Here is a 21,943-nt window from a genome sequence, read left to right on the forward strand (position 1 = left end):
GCTCATGTCCGTTGACGCCAAGAAGCCCGCGGCCGTGAAGCCGAACCGGCGTACGACGCCGCCGGGCTCGGAGGGCACGATCATGCGCAAGGCCGGTGACTGGGCCCGGCGCGGACCGTTGCTGCCGGCCCTGGTGTTCATGATCATCGTGACCCAGTTGCCGTTCGTGGTCACGATCATCGTGTCGTTCATGAACTGGAACGCCTACTACCCCGACGAGCGCGGGTTCGCCGGGATCGACAACTTCCGCCGGGTGCTGACCGACGTGAACACCCGGCACGCGATCTGGGTGACGATCCTGCTCACCGCGGGCGTCGTCCTGATCAGCCTCGTGCTCGGTCTGCTGATCGCACTGCTGCTGGACCGCAAGTTCCGCGGCCGCGGTGCGGTCCGGACGATGATGATCACGCCGTTCCTGGTCGTGCCCGTCGCCGCGGCGCTGCTGTGGAAACACGCGCTGTACAACCCGACGTACGGCCTGTTCAACGGCGTGCTGAAGTGGATCTTCGGTGACAACGCGCCGCAGCCGGACTGGATCAGCAACCAGCCGCTGTGGTCGATCATCTTCGCGCTGGTCTGGCAGTGGACGCCGTTCATGATGCTGATCCTGCTGGCCGGTCTGCAGAGCCGTCCGCTCGACGTGATCGAGGCGGCCGGGATCGACGGCGCGAACCAGTGGGAGATCTTCCGCTACATGACGCTCCCGCACCTGCGGCAGTACCTCGAACTGTCCGCGCTGCTCGGCTCGATCTACGTCGTCCAGAACTTCGACGCGGTCTTCACGATCACGTCCGGCGGCCTCGGTACGGCGAACCTCCCGTACACGATCTACCAGACCTTCTACACCGCACACGACTACGGCCGCGCTTCCGCCGCCGGCGTCATCGTGGTGATCGGCACGATCGCGATCGCGACGTTCGCGCTGCGGTCGGTGTCCACGCTGTTCCGAGAGGAGACCGGCAAATGAGCGGCCAAGTCACGATCGTGACCGGCAAGAAGAATCGCGGTGGTGGGTTCGTCCTGTCCGGGGTGGCCTGGATCGTCGGCATCCTGTTCGTGCTCCCGGTGCTGTGGATGCTGCTGACGTCGTTCCACTCCGAGGAGAACGCGGCGAAGAACCCGCCGGATGTCGCGGCGCCGCTGACGCTCGACGGCTACCGGTCGTTCTTCGACAGCGGACCATGGCCGTCGATCGCGAACTCGCTGACCGCGAGTATCCTGTCCACCGCGCTGGTCATCCTGCTCGCGTTCCCGGCGGCGTACGCGCTGTCGATCCGGCCGGTGAAGAAGTGGACCGACGTGCTGTTCTTCTTCCTGTCCACGAAGATGCTGCCGGTGGTGGCGGGCCTGCTGCCGATCTATCTGTTCGCGCAGTCGGTCGGGTTCCTGGACAACATCTGGCTGCTGATCATCCTGTACACCTCGATGAACCTGCCGATCGCGGTCTGGATGCTGCGCAGCTTCCTGTCCGAGGTGCCGGTCGAGATCCTCGAGGCGGCCTCCGTCGACGGGGCGTCGCTGACCCGCACGCTGCGGTCCGTGGTCGCACCGGTCGTCACACCGGGTATCGCCTCGGCCGCTCTGATCTGCTTCATCTTCAGCTGGAACGAGCTGCTGTTCGCCCGAGTGCTGACCGGCACAGTGGCGCAGACCGCGCCGGTGTTCTTGACTGGGTTCGTGACCAGCCAAGGATTGTTCCTCGCCAAAGTCTGTGCCGCGTCGATCGTGGTGTCGCTGCCGGTGCTCATCGCCGGGTTCGCCGCACAGGACAAGCTCGTCCAGGGTCTGTCGCTGGGGGCGGTCAAGTGAAATTGTCCACCGCCGCTCTCGATGCCCTGGGCAATGACATCGGTGTGCCCTCCTACGACCGTACGGCGGTGACGCCGGGGATCGTGCACTTCGGGGTCGGAGGGTTCCACCGGGCGCATCAGGCGATGTACCTGGACCGGCTGATGAGTGACGGGAAGGCGCTGGACTGGGGGATCGTCGGTGTCGGGGTGCTGCCGCAGGACCGGCGGATGTACGACGTCCTGTCGGCGCAGGATCACCTGTACACGTTGGTGATCAAGCATCCCGACGGAACCCTCGAGCCTCGGGTGATCGGGTCGATCGTCGGGTACCTGTTCGCGCCGGACGATCGGGAAGCGGTGCTCGCCCGGATGGTCGACCCGGCGACGCGGATCGTGTCGTTGACGATCACCGAGGGCGGGTATCACGTGAACCAGGTGACGGGCGAGCTGGATGCGTCCGACCCCTCGCTGGCAGCCGACCTGGAGCCGGGTGCGACGCCGGGGAGCGCGTTCGGGTTCATCGTCGAGGCGCTCGCGCGGCGGCGGGCGGCCGGCGTACCGCCGTTCACCGTGATGTCATGCGACAACATCCCGGGCAATGGCCATGTGGCACGCAAGATGCTGTCGTCGTTCGCCCGGTTGAAGGACGCGGATATCGCCGAGTTCCTGGAGACCGAGGTCAAGTTCCCGAACTGCATGGTCGACCGGATCACGCCGGTGACCACGGACGCGGACCGGGAGGCGCTGGCCGAACGGTTCGGGGTCGAGGACGGCTGGCCGGTGGTGTGCGAGCCGTTCACGCAGTGGGTGCTCGAGGACGACTTCGGCCTCGGCCGGCCGTCGTACGAGGATGTCGGCGTACAGATCGTCGAGGACGTCGAGCCGTACGAGCTGATGAAGCTGCGGCTGCTCAATGCGAGTCACCAGGCGCTGTGCTACCTCGGGTATCTGGCCGGCTATCGGTACGCGCACGAGGTGTGTCAGGACAAGCTGTTCGTGGACTTCCTGCTCGGCTACATGGACGACGAAGGTACGCCGACGCTGCCGCCGGTGCCGGGGGTCGACCTTGATCGATACAAGCACCAGCTGATCGAGCGGTTCGCGAACCCGGAGGTACGGGACACGCTGGCGCGGCTGTGCGCGGAGAGCTCGGACCGGATCCCGAAGTGGTTGCTGCCGGTGGTGCGCGAGCAGCTGGCGGCCGATCGCGAGATCAAACGTTCGGTGCTGGTCGTGGCGTCGTGGGCGCGGTACGCCGAGGGCACGGACGAGCAGGGCGGCGCGATCGAGGTCGTGGACCGGCTGCGGGACAAGCTGGTCGAGCGGGCGCAGCACAACCGGGAGGATCCGCTGGTGTTCATCTCGGATCCGGATCTGTTCGGGGATCTCGCGTCGGACGAGCGGTTCGTCACGCAGTACGAGGCCGCTCTGAAGTCGCTCCACGAGATCGGTGCCCGCGCCACGCTCGAAGCCCTGTAGCGTCGGAGCATGACTGAGCTGAGGCTGGTCGCCGGGGTGGACTGCTCCACCCAGGCGACCAAGGTTCTGGTGTGCGACGCCGAGACCGGCGCGGTGGTTCGCGAGGGCCGGGCGCCACACCCGGACGCCACCCAGGTGGACCCCGCCGAGTGGTGGAAGGCATGGGAGATCGCGTCCGACGGCCTGCTGGACGGCGTACAGGCGATCGCGGTAGGCGGCCAGCAACACGGCATGGTCCTGCTGGACGACTCCGGCGAGGTAGTCCACCCCGCCGTCCTCTGGAACGACACCAGCTCAGCCGACGCCACCGAACAACTCGTCGCCGAACTGGGCGGCCCCGAGGCGTGGGCCGAAGCAATCGGCTCAGTCCCGGTGCCGAGCTTCACGGTCACCAAGCTCCGCTGGGTGCGGGACAAGGAAGCTGCATCCCGAGCCGCGGCGGTTGTGCTGCCGCATGACTGGATGACGCATCGGTTGGCGGCTGATCGGACCGGTATCGACGGGATTACCACTGATCGCGGTGACGCGTCGGGGACCGGGTGGTGGTCGGCGGCGACGAACAGTTATCGGACGGACCTCGTCGAGCTTGCGTTCGGTCGACAGCTGGCGTTGCCGCGGGTTGCTGGGCCGGCTGAGATTGTGGGGGAGACGGCGTTCGGTGCAGCTCTGGGGGCTGGGACCGGGGATAACGCGGCGGCTGCGTTGGGGCTTGATCTGCAGCCTGGGGATGTTGCCGTTTCGCTCGGGACCAGTGGTACGGCGTTTGCGCGGTCTGCCAATCCGACCGCGGACCCGACCGGCTTGGTTGCGGGCTTCGCGGATGCGACCGGCGAATACCTCCCGCTCGTCTGCACGCTGAACGCGGCCCGCGTGATGTCGGCGACCGCGACCATGCTCGGCCTCGATCTGGCCGAGTTCGACGAGGCCGCGATCACCTCACCCGGCAGCGACGGCCTGGTGCTGCTCCCGTTCCTGGACGGCGAACGTACGCCGGACCTCCCGCACTCCACCGGCCTGATCTACGGCCTCACCCGCGCGACCATGCAGCCCGCGACGATGGCCCGCGCCGCAGTCGAGGGCCTCCTCTGCGGCCTCGCCGACGCGGTCGACGCACTCCGCGCCCAGGGCCTCCCCGTCCACCGGGTCCTCCTGCTCGGCGGCGGCGCCCGCTCCCGCGCAGTACAGGCCCTGGCCCCGGCCCTCCTGGGAGCCGAGGTCGTTCTCCCCGAACCAGCCGAGTACGTCGCCTTGGGCGCCGCCCGCCAAGCAGCGTGGGCCCTCACCGGCGCACTCCCGACCTGGCAGGTCCCCGTCGGCAAGCCCGAGCCCGCCATCACCGTCGACGCCGCTAAGATCCGCGCCAACTACGAGCAGGTCCTCACGAACACCCGCCCGCTCCTGTCGTCCCCGTACAACAGGAGCTGAGGTCAGCTGGGCCGCGGACCCAGCGGATCCTGATCCGGCGGCGCCGGCGACCGCCGGGTGGTGCTGGTGAGTGAGCGCTCCGGTAGCCACAGAACGAACGTGCTGCCAACGCCGAGTTCGGAGTACAGCGCGACGCTGCCGCCGTGGGACTCGGCGATCTGCCGGACGATGGCGAGACCGAGGCCGGTCCGGCGCTCACCACTCGACGGTACGGTCGCGGGCGCCTGCCGCTGCCCGGCGCGGAAGAAGCGGTCGAAGACCCGGTCCGCGTCGTCGGCCGCGATACCAGGGCCTTCGTCGCGGACCGCGATCCACGCCCAGCCGTCGCGGCTTCCGACCGCGAGGATGAGCTCGCTGCCGCCGCGGGCCAGCCGTACTGCGTTCGAGAGCAGGTTGTCGACCGCCCGCCGCAGCGCCGACGCATCACCGGCAGCAGTCGGCCCCGGAGCAAGCCGCAGTACGACGTGGAGCTCTCGATCCGCGGCGAGCAGCTCGTACTCCTCGGCTGCTTCGCCCGCGATCGCGGCGAGGTTCACGTCCGCATCGACGAACGCCGGCGACGAACGGCGTGCGGAGGCGAGCAGATCCTCGACCAACCGCGTCATCCGCTCGATCGCCCGGCTGACGATCGCGGTCGCCTGCGCCCGATCCTCCGATGGTGTGTCGTCATGCGCGAGTACGGCGTCGACGTTCGCCTGAATCACCGCGAGCGGATTGCGCAGCTCGTGCGACGCGTCGTCGACAAGCTGCCGCTGCGCCACGAACGCCGACTCCAGCCGGCCGAGCATGTCGTCGACGGTGTCGGCCAGGTTCCGGAGTTCGTCCCGCGGACCATCGAGCGCGATCCGCCGGGAGAGATCGGTCGCAGAGATCTCCTGTGCAGTTGCCGTGATCCGGCGTACCGGCCGAAGCGCCCGACCCGACAGCCACCAGCCGGTGCCGAGGCTGACCAGGAACAGGCAGGCCATGCCCGCAGCCGAGTAGTTCCGCAGGCTCTGCAGCGTCTGGTAGTTCACCGCGGACTGCACACTCGACAACTCGGCCGCCTGGATCACCTGACCCGGCTTGAGGTGCAACTCACCTTGGACGTCCTTGTAGTACTTCTTGACCTCGATCTGGTTCAGCGGTTTCGGATCGAGGATCTGCTCCAGGGCGAGGTACACCCCGCCGAGCAGCAACGCCGACAGCGCGATCAGTACGGCGGAGTACGTCAGGGTCAGGCGGAACCGGATCGTCTGCATCCAGGCAGGGAACGTCATTCGTCACCTCGGAGCCGATAGCCGCGGCCGATCACGGTCTCGAGAACCGGGTCCTCGCCGTCCTGGGTGAGCTTGCGGCGCAGCGTCCCGACGGTCACGCGGACGCTTTGCGTGAACGGGTCGGCGTTCTCGTCCCACACGTGCTCGAGCAGCTCCTCGGCCGACACGACATGACCCGGGCGCGACATCAGATACCGCAGTACGCCGAACTCCTTCAACGTCAGCGTCAGCTCGCGACCGGAGCGGGTGGCGAGGTGGCGGGACGAGTCGAGCACCAGGTCGCCGACGTGCAACTGGGTCGTCCCGTTGCTGACGTCCCGACGCAGCAACGCCCTGATCCGCGCGAGCAACTCGACCAGCGCGAACGGCTTCGTGAGGTAGTCGTCGGCGCCCTCGTCGAGCCCGCGGACGCGGTCGGCCAGCGAGGCGCGCGCCGTCAGCATCAGCACCCGCAGCTCCCGCCCGGACGCCACCTCGATCTCGCCCCGCCGCACCGCCCGGCACAGCTCGAGACCGCTGGTGTCCGGCAGCGTGATGTCCAGAATCGCCAGGTCGTACGCCGTGGTCGCGAGCTTCTCCACCGCCGCGCCGCCGGTCGTCGCGGCGTCGACGGCGTACCCGGCCCGGCCGAGTCCGGAGCGCAACGCACTGACCAGCCCTTCCTCGTCCTCCACCACCAGTAGTCGCACGCCTCCACGGTAGACGCGCCGCTCACACCCCCGGCCCTCCGCTTTCGGCGGACTTTCGCGCCTACAGTTGGTGAATGGTGTACTTCGGTGGGTTTCTCGCGCTGATCGGGTTGTCGACCCTGATCTTCCGGGACGGGGACGTGGCCGGGATGCCCGCGGCACTGGTCGGCGGCGTGCTGCTCGTGGTCGGCGTGGCGATCGGCGCGCTCGACGTCGTACGGCGACGTCGCGTCCGCCGTCGCAAGATCGCCAACGGCGAACCGGTGCCGGTCGGGGACATCTTCCAGCGGGCCCGCGCCCTGCCGCGGCTGCTCCGAGACGTCCGTCAGGGCGCGTACGCCGACCTGCCGAAGAGCCGGCCGTTCATCTGGGTGCTGGCGCTGGTCTACCTGATCTCGCCGATCGACATCCTGCCCGACGTGCTGCCGCTGATCGGGGTGACCGACGACGCGGGCGTGGCCGTCTGGCTGCTCACCAGTGTGTCGACGGCTACCGGCCTCTACCTCAACCGCGAGCGTGAGCGTCAGCGCCTGGGCAATCGTGACCTCGGCACCGGTGGACCCACGCACTGATGTCAGCCGCCGCCTCCTCGGGATGCTCATAGGCGAACAGTTGCAGGGAGTCCGTCGGCGCAGACGGATCGGTGAGCCGGTCGGCGGCTTCCATGAGTTGGTGTGCGGCCGCCACTATGCGAGCGGCTTGCTCGCGCGCCACGGCCGGATCCTCGAGCGTGACTGCAGCAGTCGCCAGGTCCGCGACTTCGCAGGCCTGGTAGGCCATCGCCAACTGAGCGCGGTTCATCCGAACGCCCGCACGAAGAAGACGGCGGTCATCGCGATCGCGGTCGTGAGCACCAGCACGCGCAACACAGTCGGCGGCAGTCGGCGTACGACGTGGGCGCCGAGGTAGCCACCGACGACGGCGCCGGCGAGCAAGGCGACCAGGCGGACCGGCTGCGACAGTACGTCGGCGGCGAAGACGAAGATCACCGCAGCGGTCAGGTAGACGGCCGCGACCTGCATGACCCGCAGTGGATTCCCGCGGGCCGGGTCGAGCGAGGTCGTCGCGGTCCAGAACGCGAGCATCATCAGCCCGACCGCGCCACCGAAGTACCCGCCGTAGATCGCCAGCACGAACTGCCCGGCCAGGACCGCCGCCGGCCCGGGTTGCCCCAGCCGCAGCGCGGCGGTCAACCGCCGGCCGAAGGCGAGGACGACGGTCGCGAACGCCAGCAACCACGGCACCGCGGCGTCGAAAGATGCCGATGGCAACCACAGGAGCAGGCCGGCGCCGATCGCGCCGCCGCAGACGCTGGCGAGGGTCAGCCGCGTCGGCGACGGCTGGGCGAGCGCCTCGAACTCCCGGCGGTAGACCCACGCGCTCGTCGCGTTGCCGGGCAGCAGGGCGACGGTTGTGGTCGCGTTCGCGGTGACCGGCGGCATGCCGGCCGCGACCAGCGCGGTGAGTGCCACGAAGCTCCCGCCACCGCCGATGGCGTTCAGCGCGCCGGCGGCGACACCGGCCAGAAGGATCAGCAGCACCCTTCGAGGATCAGCGCTGCAAGCGCCTTCCACAATGCGTGATCTCCGTAGCCAGCCTCAGGCTGAGACGTAGGCTGATCCCATGCGCTACGACCTCGACGATCTCCGCCTCTTCACACATGTCGCGGCAGAGGGCTCGATCACCGCCGGCGCGCGGGTGATGCACCTCAGCCTGCCTTCGGCCAGCGCGCGGGTCAGAGCACTCGAAGCGCAAGCTGGCGTACCGCTCCTGATCCGCGAGCGGCGCGGCGTCCGGCTGACTCCCGCGGGCGCCACGCTGGCCCGGCATGCCCGCGAGGTCCTCGCCGAGACGATCAGGTTGGACAGCGCGGTCGCGTCGTACGCCGTCTCGAGGACCGCCCCGATCCGGCTCGTCGCCGGCGGCTCGGCAATGCATCAGCTTGTCCCGGTCGCGCTCGCCACGTTCCTCCGCGAGCATCCGGAGTACGACGTGACCGTGAGCGAGCGGCGTACCGTCCGCAGCGTCCGACTGCTCGCGGCCGGGGAGGCCGACCTCGGCGTGATCCTCGACGACGAACCGACCTCGCTGCGGACCGAGCCGCTGGCCGACGACTCGCTGGTCGTCATCGGCCAGGCCGGCGGCACCCTCGCCGGCCGCACCTCGATCGCGTACGCCGAGGTCGCCGAACACCCGCTGGTCGGACTCGACCGCAAGTCCCCGCTGACTCAATGGATGGACGAGCGCCTCGGCCCGCACGCGCCGGCGCCGCGCTACCGCACCGTCGTACCGACCCTGCACACGCTGATCACCCTCGCTACAGCGGGCGTCGGACTGGCGATCGTCCCGCGCCGGGCCGTCGATGCGATCGCCGCGCTGGACATCTGCCCGCTGCAGGACGCCTGGTCGACCCGCGCACATCTGCTCTGCTACGCCGCCAACGCTCCTCAGTCGGCCCACCTCCTGGCCGGTCACCTGCACGCGGCGGCAGGCGCCTAGTTGCGCAGGCTGCTCCGGATGCCTTCCATCAGGTACGTCAGGCCGAGCTCGAACACCTCGTCGGCCTGCAGATGGGGCGCGTCGTGGACCCATTCCTCCATCGCGGGATAGTCACCGGTCGCGAACATCCGAAGCAGGTACGGCGCGGTCGCATGCTGCCACTGCCGCTGGTCGAGGCCGCTGGCGCGCTGGGCCCGGCGCTCGGCGACCTCCTTGCGGACCGCGCCGATCACGTAGATGTTCAACGTCGCAAGGGCGCCGGTGACGGTGCCGAGATCGTCGAGCCCGGTGGCACGCAAAGCGGTCAGGGACGCTTCGCCGTGGGCCAGGGTCGCCGGACCGAGATGCGGCCGGCCGCCGAGCAGCTCCGCGAACCATTCGTGCCGCAGGGCTACGCCGCGGATCCCGGTCGCGATCGAGCTGAGCACGGCGTCCCAGGTCGCTCCGCCGGGCGCCGGAATCTCGGCGTACGCGGCGTCGACCATCAGCGTGAGCAGCTCGTCCTTGGTGTCGACGTACCGGTAGAGGCGCATCGGGCCGGCGTCGAGCGCGGCCGCGACCTTCCGCAGTGACACCGCGTCCAGCCCGTCGGCGTCGGCGAGGTCGATCGCTGCGCGGACGATCCGCTCGCGGCTGAGCGGGCTCGGTCGGCGCCGTTCGGTCGGCTCGGGCCGCTCCCAGATCAGGGGGCTGTCGGTCACCGGCCAAACGATACACCTGCGCGATTCGATACAGTGTATGAAGCAATACACTGTATCGAGAGCGGAGCGGATCATGATCGCGATCATCGGCGGCGGCCCGGGCGGCCTCACGCTCGCCCGGATCCTGCACGTCCACGGCATCGACTCCGTCGTGTTCGAGCGTGACGCGTCCGGCGACGCCCGCAGCCAGGGCAGCATGCTCGACCTGCACACCGACACCGGCCAGGCCGCCCTCCAGGCCGCCGGACTCGAGCGGGAGTTCCTCGCGGCCGCGCGCGGCGAAGGGCAGGACCTGCGAATGCTGGACCACACCGGCACGATGCTGCTCCAGGAGGACACCCCGGACGACGCGCCGATGCTGCGCCCGGAGATCGACCGCGCCGACCTGCGGGACATCCTGCTGAGCTCACTCCCCGCGCACACGGTCCGCTGGGGCAGCGCCTTCACCCATGCAGAAGGAAACCTCCTGTACTTCGCCGACGGCAGCACCGCCACCTGTGACCTGCTCGTCGGCGCGGACGGCGCGAACTCCCGGGTCCGTCCGCTCCTCACCGACGTCGAGCCGACGTACTCCGGCAAGGTCGTGGTGCAGAGCTCGATCCGTGATGCCGATCGCACCCAGCCCGAACTGGCCGAGATGGTTGGCCGCGGCAACTACTGGGCGTTCGGACCGGACCGGATGCTGGGCGCGCAGCGCAACGGCAACGGCGTGGTCCAGGTCAGCGTGTCGATCTACGGTCCGTCCGACCTGGACCCTGCGGCGGCGACCGACCTTCCGGATGAGTGGGCCCCGCAGTTCCGGCGCTTGCTGGCCGCATGTGACGAGCCGTTCGTCGTGCGCCCGGCGTACCTCCTGCCGATCGGGATGACCTGGCCGCGCCGGTCGGGTGTGACCCTGCTCGGGGACGCGGCGCACCTCATGCCGTCGCACGGCGAGGGCGCGAACCAGTCCATGCGGGACGCCGCCGAACTCGCGCAGGCGATCGCCGCGCATCCGGACGACCTGGACGCCGCGCTGGAGCAGTACGAGCCGGCCATGTTCGAGCGCACCGCCAAGGTCGCGGAGAGCTCGGCAGAGGTCGCGAAGATGATGTCCGGCCCCGATGCCGCCAAGAAGGTGCTCGCGTTCTTCAGCTAGCGTGCATATATGGACGAGGTCGGCGTTCCGCTGCAGGCGTTCGGTGCGTTGTTGCACAGCCAGAACATCGGCATGGTGTGCCGGGCGTTGAACATGTACCAGGTGGCGGCGGCGTACACGCGGGTGAGCGGCGGCAACCCGCTCGAACCGATGGCCGGCGAGGTCCGGCAGGTCGCACGCGGGATCCTGTCCCGGCCGCCGGCCGAACCCGATGAAGACCTTCGGGCCGGCTTCGATCACGTGAGCGCCTTGAACGTGCTGACCGTCCTGGCCGAGCCTGCGGATGCCGACCTGATCGCAGGCGTGCTGGAGAACACGACGAACGAGGAGATTCGAGCCGTGGCAAAGCTGGCGGCGGCCACCGCTACCACCCCGCCGGGATAGCGTGCTGGTCATGCGCGCGCTCACGGTAGAAGAGGCCCGGCAACGGGCGGCAGACCTGGACCTGCGGTCGTACGAGGTCGCGTTCGACCTCACCGGCTCGGGGGACACGTTCGTCACGACCAGCCGGATCCGCTTCGGGGCGACGAGCAGCACGAGTTGGGTGGATGTGAAGCCCGAGCGGCTGATCAGCGTCGTACTCAATGGTCAGGCGCTCGATGTCGGCGCACTCGACGGCGGCCGCTTCCCGCTCACCGGCCTCACGGCCGAGAACGAGCTCGTCGTGAACGCCGAGCTCAAGTACTCCGCGGACGGCGAGGGCCTGGTGCGCTCCGTCGACGCCGCCGACGGGCGCGTCTACACGTACGGCATGTCGTCGCTGGAGTCGGCCCCGCGGTACTTCCCCTGCTTCGACCAGCCCGACCTCAAGGCGCCGTACACGATGACGGTGAAGTGCCCGGAGGACTGGGTTGTCCTGGGCAACGGAGCCGCCACGCGGACTGCGCCAGGGGAGTGGGCGCTCGCCGAGACCAAGCCGCTGTCGACGTACTTCGTCACCCTCGTCGCCGGCCCGTACCACCTGATCCGCAGCGAGTACGACGGGATCCCGCTCGGGCTCGCCTGCCGGCAATCGCTGCACGAGCACCTGGAACGCGACGCCGAGGATCTGTTCCGGTCGACCCGGGAAGCCTTCGACGCGTATCACGGGATGTTCCGGCAGCGATACCCGTTCGGCGAGTACTGGCAGGTGTTCGTGCCGGACTTCAACCTCGGCGCGATGGAGAACCCGGGCTGCGTCACGGTCTCCGACGACTTCGTGTTCCGCGGGCCGGTGACCGAGGCCGAACGCAGTACCCGTTCGCGCGTACTGGTGCACGAGATGGCGCACATGTGGTTCGGCGACCTGGTCACGATGAAGTGGTGGAACGACATGTGGCTGAACGAGTCGTTCGCCGAGTACATGGCGCACCGGGTGTCGGAGGACGCGACCAGCTACGGCGGCAACTGGACGGATTTCGCGTTCGTGCGGAAGTGGTGGGGGCTGCAGACGGACCAGAGCAGTTCGACGCATCCGGTCGCGCCGGACAGTTTGAAGGATGCGCGCCAGTCGCTGGACGACTTCGACGGGATCTCGTATGCCAAGGGCGCGGCGGTCCTGAAGCAGCTGGCGAAGTACCTCGGTGATGACGTGTTCCTCAAGGGGGTCAACGCGCATCTCGAGGCGCACGAGTACGGGAACGCGGAGCTGGGTGAGTTCATCGCGAAGCTGACCGAGGCCGGGGCGCAGGACCTGGATGCGTGGTCGGAGCAGTGGTTGCGGACGTCGGGGCTGGACACGATCAGCGTTGAGCGGACGGACTCCGGCGTTGTCCTGCATCGGAAGAGTCCGGACAGCTCGCGCCGGCTGCACAAGCTGAGTGTCGGTGGGTACGCCGCCGACGGGTCTGCGACGTCGGTCGAGGTGGTGCTGGCCCAGGACTCCGCAGAAGTTGCGCTGAGCAACGATGTGATCGTCGCAGACGCGAACGACGACACCTGGGCGAAGATTCGGCTGGACGCCGTCAGTCTGGCGAACCTGCCGGAGGTGCTGCCGAAGATCGCGGACAGCACCACCCGTGCGGTGGTGTGGAATTCGGTTCGGGACTCGGTGGCGGATGCCGAGTTGGATCCCCGGCGGGCGCTCGAACTGTTCGTTGCCGCTCTTCCGGAAGAGGACAGCGATATCGCAGTCGGCTCGCTGGCGCAGTGGCTGGAGGCGCGGGTGCTCGGGCGCTATCTGGACTACGAGCAGCACCGCGGGCCGGTGGCCGACGCGCTCGGCAACAAGCTGGCGACGACAGTGCCGGGCAGTAGCTTGCAGCTGATTGTCGCTCGGACTTTTGTCGCGACGACGGATGATGCCGACCTGCTGAGGTCCTGGCTCAACGATGGTGGACCGGATGGTCTGGTCGTCGATGCCGATCTCCGGTGGGCGATCGTGCTGCGGCTGGTCCGGCTCGGCGCGTTCGGCGCGGCCGAGATCGACGCCGAGCTGGCCCGGGACAAGTCCACGGAAGGAGTAACGCACGCGGCCCGCTGCCGCGCGGCTCTGCCCGACGGCAAGGACGCGGCCTGGGCCCGGATCATGACCGACCCGGCGATCGGCGTACAGGAACTGCTCGCCACGGCGGACGGGTTCTGGCATCCGTGCCAGACAGCCATCACCGCGCCGTACGTGCGGCGGTTCTTCACCGACATCCCGCGGACCGCGGAGATCCGGGCCGGCATGGTCGTCGGCCTGACCGCGAGCAGGATCGCCCCGAAGTACGCGATCGACGAGGAGCTGATCGCGCCGGCCGAGGCGCTGATCGCGGACGAGAGCGTGTCGCCGGGCATCCGCCGGCAGACCGCCAACTTCCTCGACGATCTGCGCCGGGCGGTGGCGGTCCGCCGGACGTTCGGCTGAGGTCTAGTGCCCTAGCGGACGGTGAGACGTTCCGCGACGGCCTTGCGGGCCTGGTGGATCCGGGCCTTCACGGTCCCGAGCGGTACGTCGAGCTCGTCGGCGATCTCGGCGTACGACAGCGCGCCGAGATCGCGCAGTACCAGCGGCTGGACGAGCTGCGGGTGGCTGGACTCGAGCTGCTCGAGGGCCTCCAGCAGGTCGAGCCGGGAGCCGGCGATCACCGACGTGGTGCGCGGGTCGACCGACTCCGGCAGCACCTCGGCGGACTGCTCGACCGAGCGGCGCTTCAGCGACCGGTAGGTCTGGCGGGCCTGGTTGGTGGCCACGATCGTCACCCAGCCGGCGAAGCTGCCGGTGCCCTTGAAGGTGTGCACCTTGTTGGCGACCTGCAGCAAGGTGTCCTGGACCGCCTCCTCGGCGTCCTCGCGGTAGGGGAGGAATTTCGCCACCCGTCGCTGCACCTGCGGCCGGATCGCCTGCAGGAGTTGTGGAAGCACTGTCTTGTCCCCCGACGCCGCGCGGGCCGCGAGTTCTTCCAACTCCTCGGTCATGCTCCCCCTTTTGAGCTTGGTTGTGGTCGACAATAGCCCGGATGGATGTCATCGGGCGGTACCGGTTACGGGACAAGATCGGCGCGGGCGCGTTCGCGACAGTCTGGCGGGGTTACGACGACGACCTGGATGTCGACGTCGCCGTCAAGGTCCTCGCGGACAACTGGGCGTCGCGCGCCGACGTGCGCGAACGCTTCCTGTCCGAGGCGCGCCTGATGCGCCGGATCGCCAGCGACCGGGTCGTCCGGGTCTTCGACCTGGGCAAGCTCGACGACGGCCGCCCGTACTTCGTGATGGACTACATCGGCGGCGGCACGCTCGGCGACGTACTCCAGCAAGGGCCGCTGGACGCCGTGGACGCGCTGTGGTGGGGCGCGGACCTGGCCCGTGCTGTCGCCGCGCTGCACAGCGAGGGCGTCGTACACCGCGATGTCACCCCGGCGAACCTGCTGCTCCGACCGGGCGACGAGTCCGGCGGCGGCACGCATCGGATCGTGCTGGCAGACCTGGGCCTGGCGAAACGGGCCGCGGAGGCCTCCGGACTCACGCAGGCCGTCGGTACGCCGTCGTACATGGCGCCCGAGCAGGGCCGTGGCGACGGTGGCTTCGACGAGCGAGCGGACATCTACGCGATCGGCGCGGTCACCTATGCGCTGATCACCGGGCATCCGCCGTACGTCGCGGGCTCGATCGGCGAGGTGCTGAACCGCGACCCGGACCTGCCGCCGCCGAGCCTGCGCTCGGTGCTGCACGACTCGATCGGGCCGCTCGACGACATCTTCGGGCGGGCGCTGGCCTATCGCGTCGACGACCGCTGGGAGCGCGCGGACACGCTGGCCGAGCGGCTCGAGGCGGAGGCCTACCGGCTCGAGCAGGAGGCCCCGCTGCGCGCCGAGGAGCGCACCGAGATCACCGACGAAGACCTGGACACCACGGTCGCGACGGACCCACCGGTCCGGCGACGCCGCCGGACGCGGATGTGGTTCCTGCTGGCGTTGCCGGTCGTCTTCGCGGCAGCGGGTGTCGGCGGCTGGTTCCTCTTCGGGCGATAACTTCATAGAGTAGTCATATGGTTACTCTCTGCAGTCTCGTGGTGACTCTTGCCTTGCTGACTCCGACCCAACCCATAGTCAGCTACGCCTGCCGCGCCGACACCAAGTTCGGCCGGCACACCCTCTCGCTGCGCCAAGCCGTGAACGCGACCGCGCCGGCGACCGTCCGGCCGAACACGCGCTTCACCGTGGCCGTCGATCTTCAGCCGGGGACGCTCCCCAGCGAAGTCAAAGGCTTCAAGCTCCAGGAGGTCCGCGACCTCGCCCTCCGCATCCCGATCCCCGCCAACACGTCGTACGTCAGCGCTCAGCTGACCGGCGGCTCGGGCCTCAACTCCACGCCATCTGTGCAGCTGGACGGGAACACAGCGGTCGTCAAGGTAGCCGGTCCGATCCCCGGCGGCGCGAGCTACCAGCTACCGACCCTCAGCGTCCGCCTCAAATCCGGCCGCAAAGGCACAACGATCGAGACCAAGCTCAAAGGCACGAGCTACGACGACCCCGGTCTCACCCTGCAGGCCAAGATCAAGTGGAAGTTCCTCTCCACTACGGCCCCGGTCGCCTGCTATCCCGATCCGAACCCGGCCCTCACCAGGACCCGCGTTCAGTAGACGACCGTGATCCGTTCGGCGGACGGGTCGATCCGGACCTGGCCGCCGTACGGAAGCACGAACTGCGGATCCGTGTGCCCGATGTCCAGGCCCTTCACGACCACGGCGGTCGGGTTGTACTCCGTGAGCGCGCGGTCGACGGCGAGGTACTGGCCGGAGACGTAGCTGAAGGACTGCTCCGGCGTCAGCTCCTGGAAGAGCGACGTGGACTTCGGGCGGCCCCACAGGACCGCGTCGAAGCGTTCGAGCAGGCCGCGTTCGCCGAGGTTGCGGAGCATCCGGTAGACCTCCTCGGACGTCGGCATCTCTTCGCTCGTCTCGCCGAAGAACACCCCGCCGTACGACTCGGTCGGGAGCATCCAGCGGTTCGCCGACAGCTGCCAGTCGAGGATCTCGATACAGCCGCCCCAGAGCTTCCCGCTGACCGTCTGCGTGCCGCTCCACGTCCACCCGGTGCCGGGGAACAGGGGCGGCTCGTTCTCGAGGTTCTCCGGGACCGCCCAGTCGTGGTCGACGTCGGTCCACCCCTCGGCCGGCGTCAGGTCGAACTCGCCGCCGGTGAACATTGCCGCCCGCAACGATCGCTCGGTATCCGGGTGCAGCGCGCCGCCGCGGCCGAACTGCACCATCACACTTCCGCCGTGGAAGGCCGGCAAACCCAACGTGTGCAGGAAGTTGAGTAGGTTCGTGTTGTCGCTGTACCCGAAGAACGGCTTCGGGTCCGCCTGGAAGACGGCCGGGTCCAGGTACTTCAGCACGGTGAGCTGGTCGTCGCCGCCGATGCTCGCGAACACCGCGCGGATCGACGGATCCGACCACGCCTCGTGCAGATCGTCGGCCCGCTCCTCCGGCGTGGACCGGAGCTTCCGGGTCGTCGGATACTCGACCGGCTCCAGCCCGAAGTCGTCGCGCAGCCGTCGCAGCCCCAACTCGTACGGGCCGGGGAAGATCTCCGGCAGCCCCCGGGACGGCGAGACGATCGCGACCCGGTCACCTGGCTTCAACAAGGCTCAGACTCCGATCGGGTGCCAGACGGTCTTCAGTTCGAGGTACTGCGTGAGGCGCGACATGCCCTGGTCCGCGGACCAGTCCTCGTCGGCGGGACGGCGTACCCGCTTGAGGTTGTCGGCCGCGGCGATCTCGAGCTCGGTCGCCTCCTCGGGATCGACGATCCCGCACAGGTCGATCGCGTTGACGTCCATGTGCGAGGCCAGCCACGGGCCGACCTCGGACGCCGAACCGGTGAGGATGTTGACCACCCCACCCGGTACGTCGGAGGTCGCCATCACCTCGCCCAGCGTGATCGCCGGCAGCGGGCGCTCGAACGACGAGACCGCGACGACCGTGTTGCCGGACACGATCGCCGGCGCGATCACGCTGGTCAGGCCGAGCAGGCTGGAGTCCTGCGGCGCGAGCACCGCGGCCACACCGGTTGCCTCAGGCAACGAGAAGTCGAAGTACGGGCCGGCGACCGGGTTGCTGGAGCCGACCACCTGGGCGAGCTTGTCGGCCCACCCGGCGTACCAGACCCAGCGGTCGATCGATTCGTCCACGACCGCACGGGCCTTGGAGATCGACAGCCCTTCGGACGCGGACACCTCGGCGCTGAACTGCTGGTGCCGGCCCTCCATCACCTCGGCGATCCGGTAGAGCACCTGGCCGCGGTTGTACGCCGTCCGTCCGTGCCAGCCGCCGAACGCCTTGCGGGCCGCCACCACGGCGTCGCGGGCGTCCTTGCGGGAGGCCTGCGACGCGTTGGCGAGAAACTTGCCCTTGGCATTGGACACGACGTACGACCGGCCCGATTCGCTGCGCGGGAAGGCGCCGCCGATGTAGAGCTTGTAGGTCTTCCGCACTTCAAGCCTCTGGGTCTCAGTGGGCAAGGTAGGCCTCCAAGCCGTGGCGACCGCCCTCGCGGCCGTAGCCCGACTCCTTGTACCCGCCGAACGGCGAGGTCGGGTCGAAGCGGTTGAACGTGTTCGCCCAGACCACGCCGGCGCGCAGCTGGTTCGCCATCCAGAGGATCCGCGATCCCTTGTCGGTCCAGATCCCGGCGGAGAGGCCGAACGGCGTGTTGTTCGCCTTCTCGACCGCCTCCTGCGGAGTACGGAAGGTCAGCACGGACAGCACCGGGCCGAAGATCTCCTCGCGGGCGATCCGGTGCGCCTGCGACACCCCGGTGAAGACGGTCGGCGGGAACCAGTAGCCGTGGGCCGGCAGCTCGCACTCCGGCGACCAGCGCTCGGCGCCCTCGTCCTCGCCGATCTGCGACAGCTCGCGGATCTTGGCCAGCTGGGCGGCGGAGTTGATCGCGCCGATGTCGGTGTTCTTGTCCAGCGGGTCGCCGACGCGCAGCGTGCCCATCCGGCGCTTCAGCCGCGCGAGGACCTCGTCGTACACACTCTCCTGGACCAGGAGCCGCGAGCCGGCGCAGCAGACGTGGCCCTGGTTGAAGAAGATGCCGTTGACGATGCCCTCGATGGTCTGGTCGATCGGCGCGTCCTCGAAGACGATGTTCGCCGCCTTGCCGCCGAGCTCGAGCGTGACCGCCTTGTGCGTGCCCGCGACCGACTTGGCGATCGCCCGGCCGACCTCGGTCGAACCGGTGAACGCGACCTTGTCGACGCCCTCGTGCTCGACCAGCGCCTGCCCGGTCCGGCCCGCACCGGTGACGATGTTCACCACGCCCGGCGGCAGATCGGCCTGCTGACAGATCTCCGCGAAGGCCAACGCGGTCAACGGAGTCGTCTCGGCCGGCTTCAGCACGACGGTGTTGCCGGCCGCCAGCGCCGGGGCGATCTTCCACGCCAGCATGAGCATCGGGAAGTTCCACGGGATCACCTGGCCCGCGACACCCCACGGCTGCGGGTCGTCGCCGACACCGGCGTACTCGAGCTTGTCGGCCCAGCCCGCGTAGTAGAAGAAGTGTGCGGCCACCAGCGGGATGTCGACGTCGCGGGACTCGCGGATCGGCTTGCCGTTGTCGAGCGACTCCAGCACCGCCAGCTCACGCGAACGCTCCTGGATCAGACGCGCGATCCGGAACAGGTACTTCGCCCTGTCCTTGCCGCTCATCGGGCCCCAGACCTTCTCGAAGGCCTTGCGCGCCGCCTTCACCGCCTTGTCCACATCGGCGGGACCGGCCTCGCTTACCTCGGCGAGCACCTCTTCGGAGGCAGGGGACACGGTCTTGAACGGCTTCCCGTCCGTCGCGTCGGTGAACTGCCCGTTGATGAACAGTCCGTACGACGACTTGATGTCGACGATCGCCCGCGATTCGGGGGCCGGTGCGTACTCGAATCTGCTCATGCCTGTCAGTCCAAGGTGAAGTAGTCGGGGCCCGGGTAGTGCCCGGTGGCCAGCTTGGTGCGTTGCATCAGCAGGTCGTTCAGCAGGCTGGACGCCCCGAACCGGAACAGCTCCGGGTCCAGCCAGTCCGGTCCGGCGGTCTCGTTGACCGTGACCAGGTACTTGATCGCGTCCTTCGCGGTCCGGATCCCGCCGGCCGGCTTGACGCCGATGTGCAGCCCGGTGGCCTCGTGGTAGTCGCGGACCGCCTCCAGCATCACCAGCGTCACGGGCAGTGTTGCGGCCGGGGACACCTTGCCGGTGGAGGTCTTGATGAAGTCGGCGCCGGCCAGCATCGCCAGCCAGGACGCACGACGGACGTTGTCGTAGGTGACCAGCTCGCCGGTCTCCAGGATCACCTTCAGATGCGCGTCGCCGGCGGCCTCGCGGATCGCGCTGATCTCGTCGAAGACCAGGCCGTACCGTCCGGACAGGAAGGCGCCGCGGTCGATCACCATGTCGACGTCGTCGGCGCCGGCCGCGACCGCGTCCTTGGTGTCCTGGACCTTGATCGCGAGGCTGGAACGTCCACTGGGGAAGGCGGTCGCCACACTCGCGACGCTGATCCCGGAGCCCTTCAGCTCGTGCTTCGCGGTGGCCACGAGGTCGGGGTACACACAGACGGCGGCGACCTGGGGAGCGGTCGGGTCGGCCGGGTCGGGCCGTTTCGCCTTCGCGCACAGGGCCCGGATCTTGCCGGGAGTGTCCTGGCCCTCCAGCGTGGTCAGGTCGATCATCGAGATCGCCAGGTCGAGTGCGTAGGCCTTGGCGGTGGTCTTGATCGACCGGGTGCTCAGGGTGGCGGCCCGGGCCTCGGCGCCGACCTGGTCGACGCCCGGCAGCCCGAGCAGGAATCGGCGCAGCCGGTCCTCGGACGAGGTCACGTCGGCCAGGCTGTCGACGCCGCTGTCGAGTGTGGTCACCTGTGGCAGTCTAGCCGTGGCCGGCGGCCCCGCGCCTACTGCGCGGCACTCGGCACGGCACCTCGGCGCACGGGAGGAAAGGCCACGATGAACCACATCGAGGCCTTCCCTCCCGCACGCCGAGCTACCGCACCGAGCACCTGCTCGCTACGGCGCGGGACCACCGCCCACGGCTAGTGCTGTTCCGGACAGCCAGTTACTTTGTCCGGGTGAAGTCGAAGTCGCCCGAGAGCGAGCAGTACCTGTCTGCGTCGAACCGGATCACCGGGGCCATCGTCCTGGTGATCGGGGTCCTCGGCCTGGTCGACGTGGTCCTGGAGTGGCGGACCGCCACCGGGCTGCTGGTCGGCAGCATCATCGCGATCGTCATGGTCCTGGCGTACGCCGGCCTGATGCGGCCGTCGGTCACGCTGAGCCCCGAGAATCTGCTGCTACGTAACCACCTGCGGGACCACCTGATCCCGTGGTCGAAGGTGACCGGCGTCGACGTGACCGACATCCTCCGGGTGCACACCGAGACGAACCGATTCCGTGCGCCCGGTGTCCAACTGATCATGCGCGACCTTCGCAAGCAGCGTGTCGGCGGCCGGAAGCTGGCGGCGGACAACTCCCTGTCCAAGGCCGACTTCGTGGTCAGCCGGATCGAGACCCTCCAGGGCCAGTACTCCGAGCAGTCGCAAGGCGAAGTGATCACCAGCTGGGCCAAGCCCGAGCTGATCACAATCGGAGCCCTCGCCGCGATCGCGATCGTGGCAGCGCTGGCCCGCTGAGCGTGCTCACTCGCCGCGTCCTTCTCCGTACCGGGGTCGCGGCAGGCGTGGTCGGAGTCGCCGGGGTAGCCGCCCTGGAGACCGGCGCAATTCCCGGCCGGGCGCGACTGCACGACGCCCTCGGCCTCACCGGCCCGGACGGCGTCGTACCCGATGTGCCCGCCGGCCCGGTGGTTTCCGGCAGCTTCGGCTCCGTCGGCTACAGCGTCATCTACCCGAATGGGTACGACGCGTCGGCGGAGCTGCCCGTCGTACTCGTCCTGCACGGTCGTGGGGGCGACCACACCTCCGCGATCAACGACCTCGGCATCGACCGGTACCTGACCGCGACCGTCCAGGCAGGTACGCCGGCCTTCGCGCTCGCGACCGTCGACGGCGGCCAGAACAGCTACTGGCATCGACGGACCGACGGCAACGATCCCGGCTCCATGCTCGACCAGGAATTCCTTCCCCTGCTGGCCGATCGCGGTCTGCGCACCGGCCGGTACGGCGTCCTCGGCTGGTCGATGGGCGGGTACGGCGCACTGCTCCGGGTGGCACAGCAGGGGCGTCCGGCGTCGCGGGCGATCGCAGTCGGGGCGCTCAGCCCGGCACTGTTCCGCTCGTACGACCAAGCGCAGGCGGGAGCGTTCGACGGGCCTGACGACTTCGACCGTCATCAGGTGCTCGGTCGCCCGACGAGCTTCGAGGACGTTGCCGTTCGCATCGACTGTGGTCGGGACGATCCGTTTGCGTCGGCTGCGCGCGAGTTGCGCGCGCAGTTGCACGCGGGCGGTGGACAGCAGGCCGGGGCGCATACCCCTGGTTACTGGCGGCGTATGCTCCCTGACCAGTTGCGATTCCTGGGCGGAAAATTGGGGCAGTGAGGGGAACTGTGGCGT

Annotated in this window: 22 protein-coding genes; 13 read left to right on the forward strand and 9 right to left on the reverse strand. The window is 69.0% G+C overall.

The window, feature by feature from the left end; translation table 11 throughout:
- Positions 1-4: 4 nt before the first annotated feature.
- The 4 genes from ACQPYH_RS07700 to xylB are packed head-to-tail and all read left to right on the forward strand — an operon-like array spanning position 5 to position 4,694.
- Entirely contained in the window at positions 5-967 is a 963-nt protein-coding gene (locus tag ACQPYH_RS07700; protein WP_432888470.1) for a carbohydrate ABC transporter permease, read from the forward strand.
- Positions 964-1,809, forward strand: coding sequence for a carbohydrate ABC transporter permease (locus ACQPYH_RS07705; protein WP_432888472.1), 846 nt, complete (start codon positions 964-966; stop codon positions 1,807-1,809). The genes ACQPYH_RS07700 and ACQPYH_RS07705 overlap by 4 nt, the downstream gene beginning before the upstream one ends.
- Positions 1,806-3,269, forward strand: a complete 1,464-nt coding sequence (locus tag ACQPYH_RS07710; RefSeq protein WP_432888474.1) for a mannitol dehydrogenase family protein — start codon at positions 1,806-1,808, stop codon at positions 3,267-3,269. The genes ACQPYH_RS07705 and ACQPYH_RS07710 overlap by 4 nt, the downstream gene beginning before the upstream one ends.
- 9 nt (positions 3,270-3,278) lie before the next feature.
- A complete protein-coding gene (xylB, locus tag ACQPYH_RS07715; RefSeq protein WP_432888476.1) occupies positions 3,279-4,694 on the forward strand; it encodes a xylulokinase in 1,416 nt (471 codons plus the stop codon).
- Positions 4,695-4,696: 2 nt separating this feature from the next.
- Here the strand turns inward: xylB and ACQPYH_RS07720 are convergent, their stop codons facing one another.
- Together ACQPYH_RS07720 and ACQPYH_RS07725 are read right to left on the reverse strand one after the other, a co-directional pair.
- Positions 4,697-5,953 carry a sensor histidine kinase gene (locus tag ACQPYH_RS07720; RefSeq protein WP_432888478.1) on the reverse strand — a complete coding sequence of 419 codons (1,257 nt, stop codon included), beginning with the start codon at positions 5,951-5,953 and terminating at the stop codon, positions 4,697-4,699.
- The gene (locus ACQPYH_RS07725; RefSeq protein ID WP_432888480.1) at positions 5,950-6,642 is read right to left on the reverse strand and encodes a response regulator transcription factor; all 693 of its coding nucleotides are present in this window, start codon (positions 6,640-6,642) and stop codon (positions 5,950-5,952) included. The genes ACQPYH_RS07720 and ACQPYH_RS07725 overlap by 4 nt, the downstream gene beginning before the upstream one ends.
- 74 nt (positions 6,643-6,716) lie before the next feature.
- On the opposite strand from ACQPYH_RS07725, the gene ACQPYH_RS07730 reads away from it, so the two are divergent.
- A complete protein-coding gene (locus ACQPYH_RS07730; protein ID WP_432888482.1) occupies positions 6,717-7,214 on the forward strand; it encodes a YkvA family protein in 498 nt (165 codons plus the stop codon).
- Positions 7,215-7,439: 225 nt separating this feature from the next.
- Here the strand turns inward: ACQPYH_RS07730 and ACQPYH_RS07735 are convergent, their stop codons facing one another.
- Positions 7,440-8,183, reverse strand: coding sequence for a sulfite exporter TauE/SafE family protein (locus tag ACQPYH_RS07735; RefSeq protein ID WP_432888484.1), 744 nt, complete (start codon positions 8,181-8,183; stop codon positions 7,440-7,442).
- An 82-nt stretch (positions 8,184-8,265) separates the two neighbouring features.
- Between ACQPYH_RS07735 and ACQPYH_RS07740 the strand changes: the two genes are divergently transcribed.
- A complete protein-coding gene (locus ACQPYH_RS07740; RefSeq protein WP_432888486.1) occupies positions 8,266-9,141 on the forward strand; it encodes a LysR family transcriptional regulator in 876 nt (291 codons plus the stop codon).
- Here the strand turns inward: ACQPYH_RS07740 and ACQPYH_RS07745 are convergent.
- Positions 9,138-9,842: a TetR/AcrR family transcriptional regulator gene (locus tag ACQPYH_RS07745; protein ID WP_432888487.1), complete on the reverse strand. Its 705-nt coding sequence runs from the start codon at positions 9,840-9,842 to the stop codon at positions 9,138-9,140. The two genes, ACQPYH_RS07740 and ACQPYH_RS07745, sit on opposite strands and share 4 nt — an antisense overlap.
- Before the next feature lie 37 nt (positions 9,843-9,879).
- Here ACQPYH_RS07745 and ACQPYH_RS07750 point away from each other — a divergent pair, with 37 nt between their 5' ends.
- From ACQPYH_RS07750 to pepN, 3 genes are read left to right on the forward strand one after another with little or no spacing between them, the layout of a single operon-like run.
- A complete protein-coding gene (locus tag ACQPYH_RS07750) occupies positions 9,880-10,980 on the forward strand; it encodes an FAD-dependent oxidoreductase (protein WP_432888489.1) in 1,101 nt (366 codons plus the stop codon).
- Positions 10,981-10,989: 9 nt separating this feature from the next.
- On the forward strand, positions 10,990-11,364 hold the full coding sequence (locus tag ACQPYH_RS07755) for a hypothetical protein (RefSeq protein WP_432888491.1): 375 nt from the start codon (positions 10,990-10,992) through the stop codon (positions 11,362-11,364).
- A 10-nt stretch (positions 11,365-11,374) separates the two neighbouring features.
- Positions 11,375-13,807 (forward strand): aminopeptidase N, encoded by a 2,433-nt coding sequence (gene pepN / locus ACQPYH_RS07760; RefSeq protein WP_432888493.1) that lies wholly within the window; start codon positions 11,375-11,377, stop codon positions 13,805-13,807.
- A gap of 11 nt (positions 13,808-13,818) precedes the next feature.
- Here the strand turns inward: pepN and ACQPYH_RS07765 are convergent, their stop codons facing one another.
- A complete protein-coding gene (locus ACQPYH_RS07765; protein ID WP_432888495.1) occupies positions 13,819-14,358 on the reverse strand; it encodes an RNA polymerase sigma factor in 540 nt (179 codons plus the stop codon).
- Between the two features lie 41 nt (positions 14,359-14,399).
- On the opposite strand from ACQPYH_RS07765, the gene ACQPYH_RS07770 reads away from it, so the two are divergent.
- Together ACQPYH_RS07770 and ACQPYH_RS07775 are read left to right on the forward strand one after the other, a co-directional pair.
- The gene (locus ACQPYH_RS07770) at positions 14,400-15,410 is read left to right on the forward strand and encodes a serine/threonine-protein kinase (RefSeq protein WP_432888497.1); all 1,011 of its coding nucleotides are present in this window, start codon (positions 14,400-14,402) and stop codon (positions 15,408-15,410) included.
- Between the two features lie 17 nt (positions 15,411-15,427).
- Positions 15,428-16,021 carry a hypothetical protein gene (locus tag ACQPYH_RS07775; protein WP_432888499.1) on the forward strand — a complete coding sequence of 198 codons (594 nt, stop codon included), beginning with the start codon at positions 15,428-15,430 and terminating at the stop codon, positions 16,019-16,021.
- On the opposite strand, the gene ACQPYH_RS07780 is transcribed toward ACQPYH_RS07775, so the two are convergent.
- The 4 genes from ACQPYH_RS07780 to deoC are packed head-to-tail and all read right to left on the reverse strand — an operon-like array spanning position 16,015 to position 20,292.
- Positions 16,015-17,028, reverse strand: a complete 1,014-nt coding sequence (locus ACQPYH_RS07780) for a S66 family peptidase (protein WP_432888501.1) — start codon at positions 17,026-17,028, stop codon at positions 16,015-16,017. The two genes, ACQPYH_RS07775 and ACQPYH_RS07780, sit on opposite strands and share 7 nt — an antisense overlap.
- A gap of 3 nt (positions 17,029-17,031) precedes the next feature.
- On the reverse strand, positions 17,032-17,904 hold the full coding sequence (locus ACQPYH_RS07785; protein ID WP_432888503.1) for an aldehyde dehydrogenase family protein: 873 nt from the start codon (positions 17,902-17,904) through the stop codon (positions 17,032-17,034).
- The gene (locus ACQPYH_RS07790) at positions 17,894-19,330 is read right to left on the reverse strand and encodes an aldehyde dehydrogenase family protein (protein ID WP_432888504.1); all 1,437 of its coding nucleotides are present in this window, start codon (positions 19,328-19,330) and stop codon (positions 17,894-17,896) included. Before ACQPYH_RS07790 ends, ACQPYH_RS07785 begins: the two co-directional genes overlap by 11 nt.
- A 5-nt stretch (positions 19,331-19,335) precedes the next feature.
- The gene (gene deoC, locus ACQPYH_RS07795) at positions 19,336-20,292 is read right to left on the reverse strand and encodes a deoxyribose-phosphate aldolase (RefSeq protein WP_432888505.1); all 957 of its coding nucleotides are present in this window, start codon (positions 20,290-20,292) and stop codon (positions 19,336-19,338) included.
- Positions 20,293-20,501: 209 nt separating this feature from the next.
- Here deoC and ACQPYH_RS07800 point away from each other — a divergent pair, with 209 nt between their 5' ends.
- Both ACQPYH_RS07800 and ACQPYH_RS07805 read left to right on the forward strand, forming a co-directional pair.
- On the forward strand, positions 20,502-21,062 hold the full coding sequence (locus tag ACQPYH_RS07800; RefSeq protein ID WP_432888507.1) for a PH domain-containing protein: 561 nt from the start codon (positions 20,502-20,504) through the stop codon (positions 21,060-21,062).
- A 2-nt stretch (positions 21,063-21,064) separates the two neighbouring features.
- Positions 21,065-21,928, forward strand: a complete 864-nt coding sequence (locus ACQPYH_RS07805; RefSeq protein ID WP_432888509.1) for an alpha/beta hydrolase — start codon at positions 21,065-21,067, stop codon at positions 21,926-21,928.
- Positions 21,929-21,943 lie beyond the last annotated feature (15 nt).

It is taken from the genome of Kribbella sp. CA-245084, assembly GCF_050942355.1.
GTDB lineage: Bacteria > Actinomycetota > Actinomycetes > Propionibacteriales > Kribbellaceae > Kribbella.

Bases quoted from the DNA above. Each gene is read 5' to 3' on its own strand.
- ACQPYH_RS07755 (WP_432888491.1), top strand. From the start codon at position 10,990: ATGGACGAGGTCGGCGTTCCGCTGCAGGCGTTCGGTGCGTTGTTGCAC.
- pepN (WP_432888493.1), top strand. From the start codon at position 11,375: ATGCGCGCGCTCACGGTAGAAGAGGCCCGGCAACGGGCGGCAGACCTG.
- ACQPYH_RS07750 (WP_432888489.1), top strand. From the start codon at position 9,880: ATGAAGCAATACACTGTATCGAGAGCGGAGCGGATCATGATCGCGATC.
- ACQPYH_RS07730 (WP_432888482.1), top strand. From the start codon at position 6,717: ATGGTGTACTTCGGTGGGTTTCTCGCGCTGATCGGGTTGTCGACCCTG.
- xylB (WP_432888476.1), top strand. From the start codon at position 3,279: ATGACTGAGCTGAGGCTGGTCGCCGGGGTGGACTGCTCCACCCAGGCG.
- ACQPYH_RS07790 (WP_432888504.1), bottom strand. From the start codon at position 19,330: ATGAGCAGATTCGAGTACGCACCGGCCCCCGAATCGCGGGCGATCGTC.
- ACQPYH_RS07765 (WP_432888495.1), bottom strand. From the start codon at position 14,358: ATGACCGAGGAGTTGGAAGAACTCGCGGCCCGCGCGGCGTCGGGGGAC.
- ACQPYH_RS07705 (WP_432888472.1), top strand. From the start codon at position 964: ATGAGCGGCCAAGTCACGATCGTGACCGGCAAGAAGAATCGCGGTGGT.
- ACQPYH_RS07740 (WP_432888486.1), top strand. From the start codon at position 8,266: ATGCGCTACGACCTCGACGATCTCCGCCTCTTCACACATGTCGCGGCA.
- ACQPYH_RS07770 (WP_432888497.1), top strand. From the start codon at position 14,400: ATGGATGTCATCGGGCGGTACCGGTTACGGGACAAGATCGGCGCGGGC.
- ACQPYH_RS07775 (WP_432888499.1), top strand. From the start codon at position 15,428: ATGGTTACTCTCTGCAGTCTCGTGGTGACTCTTGCCTTGCTGACTCCG.
- ACQPYH_RS07700 (WP_432888470.1), top strand. From the start codon at position 5: ATGTCCGTTGACGCCAAGAAGCCCGCGGCCGTGAAGCCGAACCGGCGT.
- ACQPYH_RS07720 (WP_432888478.1), bottom strand. From the start codon at position 5,953: ATGACGTTCCCTGCCTGGATGCAGACGATCCGGTTCCGCCTGACCCTG.